This window comes from Gaetbulibacter sp. S0825 (genome assembly GCF_011777505.1).
Lineage (GTDB): Bacteria > Bacteroidota > Bacteroidia > Flavobacteriales > Flavobacteriaceae > Pontimicrobium.
This window is the reverse complement of the sequence record NZ_JAATJT010000003.1, coordinates 370,448-384,956: the sequence shown is the minus strand read 5'-3', so window position 1 is coordinate 384,956 and position 14,509 is coordinate 370,448. Positions and strand designations below refer to the sequence as shown.

Genomic DNA, 14,509 nt, shown 5'->3' with positions numbered 1-14,509 from the left:
TTACTCTAATTGCTAGGCATACGTGTTTTTATGACTATAGAAGATAAAATAGTAATACCTCCAATAAGTAAAATAGCATAGTCTATGCCAAAAACATCTGCTGTAATACCTGAAATAATGGCGCCAATGGCATAACCTAAATCACGCCACAACCTAAACGACCCAATGCTTTCAGCGCGTTGGGTTGGTGTTGTAGCATCGGCAATAGCTGCTAAAAATATTGGATATACAATAGCAGTTCCTAAACCTAAAAGCGCAGATATTGTTGCTAATTCAAAAAATGTAGTGCTATACGGAATAATAATAATAGCAATCCCTTGTAATAACATACCCCAAAATAACATGGCTTTTTTAGAATAATGGTCTGCCATTTTTCCTGTAAATAATTGTCCTAATCCCCAAACTGTTGGGTAAATAGCTGCAATAATGCCAATGTTTTCAGTAGAGTAGTTTAATGATAATAACACCATTGGTAATAAGCCCCAAATCATACCGTCGTTTAGATTATTTACAAGTCCAGCTTGTGTGATAGAGCTTAGTGTTTTATTCTTAAATGATGTTTCAATAAATACATTTGATAGCTGTTCAGTTGTATTAGTTGTATGTTCTTTATGCATAAATACTCTTGTGTCTTTCACAAAGAAAATTGAAGATAATAATCCAAGAACTGCAATACCAATACCTAAATAAAATGGATAAGGTGTAATGCCAAAATTATCGGCAATATAGCCTGTTAAAAATGCAACGATACCAACAGCGAAATAACCAGCAAATTCATTAAGTCCCATGGCTAAACCTCTATTTTTTTCGCCAACCAAGTCTATTTTCATAACAATAGTACTGCTCCAAGTAAATCCTTGACTTATTCCCAGTAAAATGTTGGCAAACACTACCCAATTCCAATGGTTTGCATAAATTAAAATAAACGGAATAGGTAAAGCAATAATCCAACCAAAAATCAAAAGATTTTTACGACCAAATTTATTTGCTAAACGTCCTGTGAAATAATTGGCTATGGCTTTTGTAATTCCGAAAGCGATTATAAAAGATAAGATAGCAGAAGTGGTAGCTACTCCAAATTCTATTTCTGCAAATTGGGGGAAAATGCTTCGCTCCAAACCAACCATGCCACCAACAAAAGCGTTGACAATAACTAGAATGGTAAATTGCTGCCAGTTTTCTTTTAAACCAAGTTTTATAGAGTTTGTCATGTTATTTTAAAAAGCGTTTTAGTTCTTTTCGCTTTTTTTCAGGTAGAGCATTACTATTAACGATTATTTGTAAATGCTCTTGATTTTTTTCTCTATCGAATATTAGTTTAAAAAAATCAGCAATCGAGATGCTGTTATTTGTTTTTTCAACTAGTTCAAACGTGTCACCAACTGTAACGCTTCCTTCTTTTAGAACTTTAATGTAAGTCCCTGGCCTGCCATGAGCAATAAATTGTTCCATAATATCTGCTGTACCCATTTTTGCAGCAAACGTTGTACAAGGTTCTCTAGGTTGTGTCACTTGTATTAGTGCATTGCCAACTTTATAAACATCGCCGACATATAGTTGCGTTTCGTCTAAGCCTTCAACGGTTAGGTTTTCACCAAGCATACCGTAATGCCATTCTAAATTAGGATATAGATTTTCCCAATGAGAATAATGGTCTGCTGAAAATAAATAACAGGCTTTAAACTCACCACCATGAACTCTACGGTTAGTGACTTCGTCGCCTTTTACATTGTCCTTTTCTAGATGTATTGGTGAGGTTGTTGGTTTTTTATGAATACCAGTGCGTTGGGTTTCACCATTAATGGTTACAAATCCTGGTTTAGCGATATTGGTGGAGATTATTTTCAAGTTTCGTTTAACGATTTATGCTATGGTTTAGTTGCGAAGAGACTAAGATAGCAAAAAGGAAAGAACCCATTGTTCAGCAACGAGGATTTTCCGAGAGGAAAATCTGAAGTAATGAGTTGTGTACGTTGTTGCTATTAGTACTTTATCTTTTTAAAATTTCCATCTCGCTCCTTGATTTTAATCTTTTAGCTAGAGAGATTATGATTATTAATAAAATAATAATATATCCGATTATATTCTTTACAATGCCGAAATTAGCTAAAAACAGAACAATTCCAGTTATACTTCGACCACTACCAATTATTTCATATTCAGCTCCATTTTCAATTTGAATAGCTAAGTAAAGTGACCAAAGAAAAATTCCAGACATAAATAATAATGCGAAGAATTGTGCTTTTCCGTAACTCAATATACTTGGAAGTTTAGAACTATATTTAAAATTCGTCAAGTCAGTTTTTAGAAAGTCAAAAATTTCTTGTTTGACATTTTTGTCTTTTACAATTAATTCATCTTCTGAATCGTTCCCGAAAAATATTTTGATTTCATTCTTTCCGCTTTGATTTTCAATTCTTTTAATATAAGAATAAGGAATGCTAAAAAGGTTTTCTAGAAAAGATAAATTTGAAGTTTCAGAATTCAATTTATTAAGTTCATCATGTTTAGGGTTTCCTTTATAAATTGTTTTATCTTTTATGTAAATTAGTTTGTTTGATTTAGAATCTCTGATCTTCCAAAATTTCTGCATTTCTTTTTTCGGTATTAATGGCAATGCCTTGATATGAACTTTTTCAATTGTTTACATAAGATGTTAAACGAAGTTCGACATTTTTTCTAACAAAGTCAAAACTTAATACCAGCGCTTCTTTTTCTTTTTAGACGCCTCACTTTTACGTCCTTTTTTGTACTTGCTTTTTGGTGTTTTGGATGTGTGAACTATTGGTTTTACTTTTGGATCTAGAGGATAAGGATGGTCTTCAACAACGTCTAATTGTAATTGAATAAGCTGTTGAATGCTTTTTACATAAGATTTTTCATCTGCCGAACAAAAGGAGTAAGCAACACCTTTGTTTCCTGCGCGTGCTGTTCTACCTATGCGATGTACATAGGTTTCGGGTACGTTTGGTAAATCAAAGTTAATAACCGCATCTAAGTTGTCAATATCAATACCACGTGCTGCAACGTCTGTCGCCACTAATATATTGACCTTATTCATTTTGAAATTCACTAAGGCTTTTTGTCTATCGCTTTGAGTTTTATCGCCATGAATGCTACCTACCAAATAGCCGTTTTTAAGAAGTGTTTTTTCAAGCTTATCCACACCAAATTTTGTACGTCTAAAAATGATGATATTCCCTTTAATAGTGTTTCGAAGTAAGTGCAAACACAATTCTATTTTATTACGTTTAGGTACATAATAAAGGGCTTGGTTCACATTTTTGGACGTTGAGGCATTAGGTGTGACTTCAATACGCTTTGGGTCTTTTAAAATTGTATTTGCCAGTTGCTCTACTTTATATGGGATGGTTGCCGAGAACAATAAGGTTTGCTTAGTTTCAGGGCATAAGCGTTCGATTTTTTTTACGTCGTCAATAAAACCCATGTCTAGCATTAAATCAGCTTCATCTAACACCAATATTTGAATATAATCAAGGTTTATCAAATCTTGTTTATGTAAGTCGAGTAAACGTCCTGGAGTAGCTATTAATATATCAACCCCTTTTTTAAGAATATCCTTTTGAGGCTCAATGGATGTGCCACCAAAAACCACTGCAGTACGTATGTTGGTGTATTTGCTGTATGTTTTTAAATTTGAAGCAATTTGTACCGCCAATTCTCTTGTTGGACTCACAATTAAAGCCTTTATTTTTTTACCTTTTTTTGGTGCATCTTGATAATCAAATAATAACTGTAAAATTGGTAAGGCAAAAGCAGCTGTTTTACCAGTGCCTGTTTGTGCTGAGGTAATGACATCTTTTTTATCTAATACTAAAGGAATGGTTTTTTCTTGTACTAGCGTAGGGTTATCATAACCAGATTCTGCGATAGCTCGTAATAAAGGTTTGTTGAGCTTTAAGTCTTTAAAGGACATAGGGTGTTATTGTTTTTCAATCTTAATAAGAATGTAAAGGTAAGGAATAGGTTTTGGATATTTTAACCACATTTTTTTCCTAAATGAAGAAATGGTCTGTATGCATAAAATTGTAAAACTTCTTCTAAAGCCATTTTAAGAGCTTTGTTTATTGGTAGAATGATATTTCCTAAGTTGAAATCTATCTGATTTAATTGCATATAGTATTCAGTAAAAACAGGTACATAAAGTCCTTTAGTTATGGCTTCGGAAGTAGAACTATAATTGTCGGCTTGACCTTCTTTGATAATTTTACAAGTAGCCAATCTTAAATTCCCGTATTTATCAGTATTAGCTGCAAACCCAAAAAGTCTACAAATTAAACCTCGATATTTGTAGTTACTACAACGACCTTGATTAATAATAGCTAAAGGTTTGTAGATTATACAAGTTGAATTTTGGTTTTTCTTAAGCTGAATGAATGTTTTTTCTGCCTCTCCATTTAAAAACAAGTGAAATGCCCACGGTAAAAATTCTATAGGAGAGGCTTCTATATTTGGTTGAGTACAACATTTTCCACAGCCAGAAACACAAGTAAGTACTGATGATTGCTCAAATTGAGCGGTTTCTTGTTCTAATTTAGAAAAAAGACTTTCCACTAATTGAACTTTTCGCTCTATTGACATTATTTTTTACCGAAGGTAGACTTAATATTGCTATGAAGTTTGATTTATTCTTGAAAAGAAATTAATATTGTTTTACTAGTTACAGGAAGATTTGATTTTGAAGTAACTATTGCTAACTTTAATATATGTATGACTTAGCTTTAATTCTGGAGCAAGTTCATCACAAGCAAACGAATTTCGTCTTTTTTTATGAGAATATCAATAAAAAAAAGCCACTCCGATTGAAGTGGCTTTGAAATATGTATTATTGGTAATTAGTCTATTTTTTTTCCTGGTATTTCCTGCCCACCTTGATACAGGGTCGCCAAATTAACTTTACCATTATCGTCTTTACTAAAAACTAATTTTGCTGGTACTACTTTAAAAAAGAAATTGTCTTCACTTTCTGCGAATATCTCAAATTGAGGTTGTCCTGTAGCTTGTGCAAATATTTGATTTCCTTTTACGGTTACCATAATAACAAAACCTGGTTGTAATTCGTATTTGCCTATATATTGTTTTAAAACATCTGGAGCCAAAGTAATTTCTTTTTGTTCGGCTGGTGGTGCTTTATTTATTTCGTTTCCAATAGCTGTTACGTCTGTTACAAACGCTGCTTGTTTTTTACCATTTTTCATGCTAAAATTATAGGTAATATCACCTTCTTCAAAAATGAATTTAGATTCAGACATTGGATAGATTTCCAACTTTGTACTACCTTCTCTTTGGCTGAAAATTTTCCCATTTTCAACAGTAATATGTCTAATAGCACCATCAGGGAATTCGTAAGCTCCAACCCATTGCTTTAGTTTAGCTTCATTTAATGTAATGGCATCTGCTTTATCTAAAAATGGTTTTCCAATAGCTAAGGCTGCAATTTTATTTGCGACACCTCCAGGAGAGTTGCAATCGCAATTTGTAAGTATAGACACAAACACATCTTCTTCAGGCATATAAATACCCTGAGTTGTGTATCCAAATATGCCTCCACCATGAGAAATACTCTTTGAGCCTTGTAACTTTCCTGCTCCAAGACCATAACCATAACCAATGTGCTCGCCACTGTTTAAAGACGAACCGTTTATAGCTTTTTCGTAACTTTTTTGAGATATAAGTTGGTTGGTGTTTAAGGCTTTTTGCCATTTTAAAAGGTCATCTACGTTAGACATTAACGACCCAGCAGCATAAGGTAGGGTTAAACTTAAATATTCAGCATTTTGATAACCATTTTCTCTTTGCTGATAACCAGTAGCTCGATTTTTAATTAGTTTTGTCTTACTGCCATAATAGGAATTTTTCATGCCTACTTTATCAAAAATGTTTTTCTGAACGAAATCGGCATAAGATTTTCCTGTAATAACTTCAATGATATGGCCAAGTATGATATAACCTGAGTTGTTGTATAGAAATTTTTCGCCTGGATCAAAATCCATTGGCTCATTTTTAAAGAAGTCTATTATTTCGGTTGGTGTCATATCACGTCTTGCGTTGGCTTGAAAGCTTTGCATTCCTGTATAACTTTTTATACCAGAGGTATGATTTAATAAATGATGAATTGTAATGGTTTTTCCATTGGTTGGATAATCTGGAATATATTTGGTGATGTCGTCTTCAACTTTTAATTTTCCTTGTTCTTCGAGCATTAAAATAGCAATGGCAGTAAATTGTTTGGTAATTGAGCCTATTTCAAATACATGTTCTGGTTTCATTGCCACACCTAATTCTAAATTAGCACTACCAAAACCTTTACGATAGATAACCTCACCATTTTTAGACACTAAAGCTGTTGCTCCAGGTTGATTTGGTTTATAGGTCGCATTGAGAATATCGTCTATTTGAGATTCTAAGTTTTGTGCTTGATTAGAAAAAGATATGAGTAGGCAAAAAGATAATAAGGCAATTGTTTTACTAAAAAACTTGTGCTGCATAGTATGTGTATTTTGATTTATTATAGATTATAACTTATTCTATATGACGAATAAAAAGATTTATAGTTACAGTTTTTCTACTGCTTTTTATTGGATGCTATATTTAGGTAATAGTAATTAGTGGCATCTGAATTACTTTCAATAATATCTAATCTATTGTCGTTATTTAAATCGGCAAGAATAATGTCGTAAGTCGCCAGTTCTTGATTCCTAAGACTCATTGATTTCCAAGATGCACCTTTTTTAAAATTAAGAAATACCATATTTGGTTTTCCTGAATTAGCGATTACAATATCCTTATTGCCATTGCCATCAATATCACCAATACTTAAAGAATAGGAGTTATTTGAAGACGTATCATACACAATACTACGTGAATAATTCATCGATTTACTTCCAAAATAAATCACATTTGATTCATCAATATTTGCGGTGATTATATCTAAGTGTCCATCATCGTCAATGTCTGCTATACCAACTGCTCTTGTTTCGTCTATTCCTGTTCCGAAAGGAATTTTTTCATTAAAATTTAATTTACCATTGTTTAGATAAACAAAATTTTGTTGTTGGTCTCTATTAGCCAGCACCAAATCGTTGTCGCCATCTTTATCTATGTCAACCACTTCAACATCGATTGTAGAATCATCTTTAGAACCAAATTTCACAATTTCAGTAAACTGTCCTTTTCCATTATTCAAGCATATTTCATTTTCCTTTCCTCTATTAGTGATTAAAATATCAATATCACCATCCATGTCAATGTCTATGGTTTTTAGGTTTCGAGTTGGAGAATAATCATTACCAAAATTACCAGCTCTTGTGAAGTTGCCTTCACCATCGTTTAAATAAATGGCGTTTGGGGCCATGTCGTTTCCTACTGCGACATCTAAATCTCCGTCACCATCAAAATCTGCTAGTTCGGTTGCATAGCTTGTCTCGTTAATATTATCTAATAATTTTGATACCGTAAATATTCCGAGACCGTTATTAATAAAGACCATATTTGGTTCTGGCCAATGTCTGCCATTTGCAACCAGAATGTCCAAATCGCCATCATTATCAATATCACCAACATCAATGGATGCCGATTTTTCATTACCATTTCCTAGAACAGTTCTGGAATTTGAGCGAAATTGTATGTCTTGTGATGTGGTTGTTTGAGTTAGAATAAGAAAGAAAACAAGTATTGAATATTTCATAAAATTGTTATTAAACATTATCAGGAAGTGCGTCGAATTCTGCTCTCTTATTTTTTAGCCATTCTTGCATAGCATTAGAGTCCGGAGAATGCATTAACTCACGCATTTTGTGCATTGCTTGTAAATGAGCTTCCTCATTTTTTTGAAACATTTCCATACCATGTTGTTTGCTCATATCAGAAATTTCATCAAAGGTATTTGCATGGAATTCCATATCGCAAGCGCCTCCTAATTGTTTACAAGTCATAGTTTTCATAGTTGTCTTTTAAAATTTCTTTCAAGTTAGTAAAACAAGGGTAATAAAAAAACCACTTCTAAACTGAAGTGGTTTCGTGATTAATATTATAGCTGCTATTTTTTTTCAAAACCATAAGTTTGTTCATCATCAATGGCTTGGGGAATTAAATCGAAAAACAGAGTTAGTTTATTATCATTTTCAGATAAATCATAATCGGCAGTATATTCAAGCGAATTGTATTCAAATGAGATGATATTATTTTCAAATGTAAAAGGGTATGTACCAGAAGAAACTAATCCAGGATATAGAGCTAAAACCCTATTTTCAACAGTTAAAATGTTGGTGTCGAAATTAAAAGTCCATTCAATATCATCATCAGCAAAGTTATCATTAACTGTAGGTCCAGTTTGAAAACGAATCATTCTCCAAACATCAATATCTGGGTTGTCATCATTATCGTTTGAACAGCCTAAAGTTAAGCTTAAAACTATTAAAATTAGTATTCTTTTCATGACTTGGGGATTAAGTTAATAAATTGATTATGAGGTAATATAGTAATAAAATAATAAAAAAACCACTTCGATTATGAAGTGGTTTCTTTTTTTAGAATAGCAATAGATAGACTATAGCTATCTCAACTAAATAGAGTTTTATCTCTAAATCACGAAATTTAATTTGCATGATTAATAGTTATTGTATGCTCTATACCCCGAGCGATTCATCCAAATCATAAGTTTTATAAAATACGAGACTTATGACGTTAACTATATAAAACTCGATTATTTTATCATATCGTAACTACGTTTAATGAAGTTAGTTAACTCTTCACCTTTTAACAAGCCTTGAGACAGTCGCGCTAAATCTAAACTTTGGTTTATTAAGCGCTCTTGTTTTTTACGTGTTTTGGTGTTGAGAATGTCGTTAACTAGCTCAGAGTTTGTATTAACCACAAGGTTATACATTTCTGGCATGTTACCCATTCCAAACATACCTCCACCACCAGTTTGTTGCATCTCTTTCATACGACGCATAAACTCTGGTTGTGTAATCATAAATGGAGCTGCATTACTGTCCATAGCCTCTAACTGTACCATGAATTTTTCTGAAGGCACAACTTCTTTCAATAGCTCATCCAACTTTGTCTTTTCTTCATCAGATAGCTTAGAAATTTTCGTGTCTTCTTTTTTAATTAAATTATCAATATGGTCAGCATCTACACGAGCAAATGATATGTTTTCTTTAGTCGTTTCTAGTTTTTGCATTAAATGACTTACAATAGGAGAATCCAATAATAACACCTCGTAATTTTTATCCTTTGCAGCTTCAATGTAACTGTGTTGTTCATCTTTATTTGATGCATACAAAATCACCATTTTGTCATCCTTATCCGTTTGTTTTGCTTTTATAGCATTGGTTAATTCTTCAAACGTATAGTATTTACCATCTACAGTTGGATACAACGCAAAAGCATCCGCTTTTTCAAAGAATTTTTCTTCGGAAAGCATTCCGTATTCAATCACGATTTTGATATCATTCCATTTAGCTTCAAAATCTTCACGATTGCTATTGAATAACGATTTTAACTTATCCGCTACTTTACGCGTAATGTAAGATGAAATCTTTTTAACTGCTCCATCTGCTTGTAAGTAACTACGAGACACGTTTAATGGAATGTCTGGTGAATCAATGACACCTCGAAGCATGGTTAAGAATTCTGGAACAATGCCTTCAACATTATCAGTAACAAATACTTGATTTTGATATAGTTGAATTTTATCCTTCTGAATATTCAAATCATTCGTCATCTTTGGGAAATACAAGATTCCAGTAAGATTGAAAGGATAATCGACATTTAAATGGATGTTGAATAAAGGTTCTTCAAATTGCATTGGATACAACTCGCGATAGAAATCTTTATAGTTCTGGTCTTCTAAATCTGCTGGTTGTTTGGTCCATGCAGGATTTGGATTATTAATAATGTTATCAACTGTTATTTGTTTGTGAGGCTCAGTAGTTTCTTTACCGTCTTTATCTTTAGTTGTTTTAGGTGTAAAGTCTGGGTCGTTTATTTCTTTAGTTCCAAATTTAATTGGAATAGGCATAAACTTGTTATACTTCAACAACAACTCTCTAATTCTACTTTCTTCTAAAAACTCGGTAGAATCATCTGCAATATGAAGAATGATTTCTGTACCTCTTTCTGTTTTATCAGAAGCCTCCATTGAGAATTCAGGTGATCCATCACAAGTCCAATGTGCAGCAGGCTCATCTTTAAAAGATTTAGTGATGATTTCCACTTTATCGGCAACCATAAATGCCGAATAAAAACCAAGACCAAAATGACCAATAATGCCAGCATCATCAACTTTATCTTTATACTTGTCTAAAAACTCTTCAGCACCTGAAAAAGCCACTTGGTTAATGTACTTTTCAACTTCATCGGCTGTCATACCAAGACCTTGATCAATAATATGAAGTATCTTGGCGTCTTTGTCAATTTTAACTTCAATTTTCGGATTACCATATTCTACTTTAGCTTCACCAATATTAGTAAGGTGCTTAAGCTTCATAGTAGCATCAGTAGCATTACTTATAAGCTCACGTAAAAATATTTCGTGATCACTGTAGAGAAACTTTTTAATTAACGGAAAGATATTCTCTACCGAAACATTAATATTTCCTTTTGTCATAATTTAATTTATTTGTCACTTCGAGTGCCTTGAGCTTGTCGAAAGGTTTATCGAGAAGTTCTCGATACTTCGACTTTGTCTCAACTCGAACTAACGGTTATTATTTATAATTCGTTTTGTTTCTTATAGTCAAAAAAAATACCAATTGTGTATTTGTGACAAGTTGACATAAAAAAAGCCATTCAATCTAATTTCTTAGAAGAATGGCTTTTTTATAAAAAAACACTTAATTAATCTTTCAATATTTTATTTGGCGTATTCACCGATGGCTTATTTTTTACATGCTCTTCTAGCCATTGGTCTTGTTCCCAAAGTAAGTGCATGACAGATTCTTTTGCTCGATAACCATGACTTTCTTTAGGTAACATTACTAACCTCACTGGAGCACCTAGACCTTTTAAAGCGTTAAAATAACGCTCGCTTTGTAGTGGGTACGTTCCTGAATTATTATCGGCTTCACCATGTATTAATAACATTGGCGTTTTCATTTTATCGGCATGCATAAATGGCGACATGGTGTAGTAAACATCAGGTGCTTCCCAATAACTTCGCTCTTCGCTTTGGAAACCGAAAGGTGTCAACGTTCTATTATAAGCACCACTTCTAGCGATTCCAGCTGCAAATAAATCGGAATGAGATAAAAGATTTGCTACCATAAAGGCGCCATACGAATGTCCTCCAACAGCCACTCTATTTCTGTCAATATAACCTAATTTATCAACGGCATCAATAGCGGCTTTACCATTAGCAACCAATTGCGATCTAAAACTATCGTTAGGTTCTTTACTGCCTTCACCTACAATTGGGAAAGACGCATTGTTTAATACTACATAACCACGTGTTACCCAGAATATTGGTGATCCATACGATGGATATGTAAACTGGTTAGGGTTTGCAGTACTTTGCGATGCGCTACTCTTGTCTTTGTATTCTCTTGGATACGCCCAAACTATCATTGGGTATTTTTTACCTTTTTCGTAATTGGTTGGTAAATACAATTCTCCAGAAAGATCTAAACCATCATCACGCTTGTAGTTAATAACCTCTTTATGTACATTTTGAATGCTTTTAAACGGATTTTCAAATTGTGTTAATGCTACTGCACCTTTTTTACGTTTTATGTTTTTTACATAATAGTTTGGAAACTCGTTTTTAGATTCTACGCGTACCAATATTTCACCTTTTTTCACATCAAGTATATCACTAATATTTTCAAGCTTATTGGTTTCAGTTGATTGATATAAGCGTTTGGTTTGTTTGTTCTTTAAGTCGATTTTATCAATAAAAGGAAACTTTCCATCTTTGCTATAACCAGCTCCAATAAGGTAAGCGTCATCACCACTTAATTCTAAGGCATATCTTCCATATTCATTTCTTTTGGTGGCAAAACTTCCAGGGTCGCTGTAACGGTCTTGGTAATTTCTATCCCAAAGTAATTTTGGAGCTTCTTTATTGTTTGATGGATTAAAGATGTACGTTTTAGAATTTCTTGTATTCCACCATCTATCCATGGCAATAGCAGTATCATCGTCTCCCCAAATTACGCCAGCGTAACGTTGCTTTAGTTTTACAAGCGATTTTGGTGTGCCATTAAAAGGAGCATCCAATTGAAATACTTCATCACGATAGGCCACATCAATAGCTGGGTCACCACCATCTAATGCTTCTGCCCAATACAACGTTGAAGGCCTATCGGCTCTCCATGAGACACTTCTTTTACCTGTTCGAGTTGACATAAAACCTTTTGGCAACTCTTCGATAAGAGGTGTTTTTAAAAACTCGCTTACTAAATTTCCGTTAGTGTCATAAATATTTGTGCTTGAAGGAAAACGTCCATAGGTTACTATATAAGAGAATGGTTTTTGTAGGGTGTTTACCATGATGTATTTTCCATCAGGAGAGAATGATATTCCTGTGTACATATCGTCATCTTTCCACTTGGTTTTATTGCCATCTAACGATACTTTGTATAATTGTGCTAAGGCTAATTGCTCAAAATTGTGTTCATCATTTCTATTTTTTAATAAATCTTGATAGGTTCTATTTTGGGCTTTTACACCTTCTTCACTTACCGAAATAGTTGGACCAGTTGGAACTGCTGTTTTAGTGTCTATTAGTGATTTCCTGTTGTTAGATAGCATTTTAACCAAAAGCGAATTGTTGTCTTTAAACCAATCAAATGGACTTCCCATATTTGCATTGATGCTAGCATCTGTTAATTTTGTAGCTGTTGCAGTATCAAAGTCTAATACCCAAAGTTCAACTCCTGTGTCTGTTGTATTTGTAAATGCTACTTTAGTTTCATCTGGAGAAAAACTAAAATAGGCATAGCGACCATTTTTTGGTAAGCCTTTTACAGCAACATTTTCACTGTTTCTCCCATTTCTCAATTTAATATCAGTATAATAATTTTGGCGACTGCCTATGTTGGTTACTGGATTAATTCTAAGTCCGCCTAAACGCATTTCAGTTTCAGATAATTCGGCAATGGTTTTAAAATTACTTCTAGAAAGAAATAGCATTTTATCACTTTTACTATCCATTCTTAATACAGGAGCAGCAGTTGCATCTGCTAATTCTAAAATATTATCGTGAGGCGTTTGATAGCTTACATTTTCTTGTGCTTGTAAAAGGGCTGCAAAGAAAATAAGCACTAAAACAATTGATTTTTTCATTTTGAGTTGGTTTAAATTAGACGATAAAATAAATGAGCTTAAAGTTACACAATTTTATACTTTGTAAGACCTTAAGTATTAGTTAAAGTTTTTAACAGAATCATTAAATATGAGATATTTTCACAGCTAAATTGTAATAATTCATTACATTTAAAATTCAATTTAATTTAAGAAAAAGAGTTGCTTATGTATAATTCAAGAATAACAGGACTTGGAAAATATCTACCAGAAAACGTGGTTACCAATGATGATTTGTCTAAAATGATGGATACTAATGATGCATGGATACAAGAACGTACTGGAATTAAAGAACGAAGATGGATAAAGCAAGGAAGTGATGATACTTCTGCAATTATGGGAGCAAAGGCATCCGAAATGGCGATTGAACGTGCTGGAATAGATAAAGATGATATCGATTTTATAGTGTTTGCCACAATGACACCAGATTATTATTTTCCAGGTTGTGGTGTGCAAATTCAAGATTTATTGGAATTAAAAAATGTTGGAGCCATTGATATAAGAAATCAATGTTCTGGTTTTATTTATGCGTTGTCGGTAGCAGACCAATTTATTAAAACAGGCATGTATAAAAATATTCTGGTCGTTGGTGCCGAATATCACTCTAATGGTCTAGATAAATCAACTAGAGGGCGAGGCGTTACGGTTATTTTTGGTGACGGAGCTGGAGCTTGTATTGTATCGCGAGAAGAAGATAACTCAAAAGGGATTTTATCTACGCATTTGCATAGTGAAGGTAAATATGCCGATAAACTAATTGTTGAAGCACCAAGTATTAGGCATTGGGTGCCAGAAATAATGGAAGCCGGAGAAGACGATTTATCATATTTTCCATATATGGATGGTACGTTTGTTTTTAAACATGCTGTGGTACGTTTTAGCGAAGTGATTATGGAAGGGTTGATGAAAAACGGATTACAAAAGGATGATATCGATATGTTAATTCCGCATCAAGCTAATTTACGTATCGCGCAGTTTATTCAGAAAAAATTTGGTCTATCTGACGACCAAGTATTTAATAATATTATGAAGTACGGCAATACTACGGCTGCCTCTGTAATTATTGCTTTAACTGAAGCTTGGGAAGAGGGCAAGGTTAAAGAAGGCGATAATGTGGTATTAGCTGCTTTTGGTAGTGGCTTTACTTGGGGAAGTGCTATTATTAAGTGGTAATCTAACA

Annotated in this window: 12 protein-coding genes; 1 reads left to right on the top strand and 11 read right to left on the bottom strand. The window is 33.3% G+C overall.

Annotated elements, in window-relative coordinates:
* Positions 1-5 precede the first annotated feature (5 nt).
* From HB672_RS12845 to HB672_RS12795, 11 genes are all read right to left on the bottom strand, one after another.
* On the bottom strand, positions 6-1,211 hold the full coding sequence (locus HB672_RS12845; protein WP_167769926.1) for an MFS transporter: 1,206 nt from the start codon (positions 1,209-1,211) through the stop codon (positions 6-8).
* A 1-nt stretch (position 1,212) separates the two neighbouring features.
* Positions 1,213-1,848 carry an MOSC domain-containing protein gene (locus tag HB672_RS12840; protein WP_167769925.1) on the bottom strand — a complete coding sequence of 212 codons (636 nt, stop codon included), beginning with the start codon at positions 1,846-1,848 and terminating at the stop codon, positions 1,213-1,215.
* 142 nt (positions 1,849-1,990) lie between these two features.
* The gene (locus tag HB672_RS12835) at positions 1,991-2,593 is read right to left on the bottom strand and encodes a hypothetical protein (RefSeq protein ID WP_167769924.1); all 603 of its coding nucleotides are present in this window, start codon (positions 2,591-2,593) and stop codon (positions 1,991-1,993) included.
* A 102-nt stretch (positions 2,594-2,695) separates the two neighbouring features.
* Complete coding sequence (locus HB672_RS12830) at positions 2,696-3,937, bottom strand: DEAD/DEAH box helicase (protein WP_167769923.1); 1,242 nt, start codon at positions 3,935-3,937, stop codon at positions 2,696-2,698.
* Positions 3,938-3,999: 62 nt separating this feature from the next.
* On the bottom strand, positions 4,000-4,602 hold the full coding sequence (locus tag HB672_RS12825) for a YkgJ family cysteine cluster protein (protein ID WP_167769922.1): 603 nt from the start codon (positions 4,600-4,602) through the stop codon (positions 4,000-4,002).
* Between the two features lie 254 nt (positions 4,603-4,856).
* Positions 4,857-6,509 carry a serine hydrolase gene (locus tag HB672_RS12820; RefSeq protein WP_167769921.1) on the bottom strand — a complete coding sequence of 551 codons (1,653 nt, stop codon included), beginning with the start codon at positions 6,507-6,509 and terminating at the stop codon, positions 4,857-4,859.
* Between the two features lie 77 nt (positions 6,510-6,586).
* The gene (locus HB672_RS12815; protein ID WP_167769920.1) at positions 6,587-7,708 is read right to left on the bottom strand and encodes a VCBS repeat-containing protein; all 1,122 of its coding nucleotides are present in this window, start codon (positions 7,706-7,708) and stop codon (positions 6,587-6,589) included.
* A 10-nt stretch (positions 7,709-7,718) separates the two neighbouring features.
* The gene (locus HB672_RS12810) at positions 7,719-7,964 is read right to left on the bottom strand and encodes a DUF1059 domain-containing protein (RefSeq protein WP_167769919.1); all 246 of its coding nucleotides are present in this window, start codon (positions 7,962-7,964) and stop codon (positions 7,719-7,721) included.
* Between the two features lie 95 nt (positions 7,965-8,059).
* Positions 8,060-8,458: a hypothetical protein gene (locus tag HB672_RS12805; protein WP_167769918.1), complete on the bottom strand. Its 399-nt coding sequence runs from the start codon at positions 8,456-8,458 to the stop codon at positions 8,060-8,062.
* Between the two features lie 267 nt (positions 8,459-8,725).
* A complete protein-coding gene (htpG, locus tag HB672_RS12800; protein ID WP_167769917.1) occupies positions 8,726-10,636 on the bottom strand; it encodes a molecular chaperone HtpG in 1,911 nt (636 codons plus the stop codon).
* Between the two features lie 230 nt (positions 10,637-10,866).
* Positions 10,867-13,311, bottom strand: a complete 2,445-nt coding sequence (locus HB672_RS12795; RefSeq protein WP_167769916.1) for a prolyl oligopeptidase family serine peptidase — start codon at positions 13,309-13,311, stop codon at positions 10,867-10,869.
* Between the two features lie 186 nt (positions 13,312-13,497).
* On the opposite strand from HB672_RS12795, the gene HB672_RS12790 reads away from it, so the two are divergent.
* Entirely contained in the window at positions 13,498-14,502 is a 1,005-nt protein-coding gene (locus HB672_RS12790) for a beta-ketoacyl-ACP synthase III (protein WP_167769915.1), read from the top strand.
* Positions 14,503-14,509 lie beyond the last annotated feature (7 nt).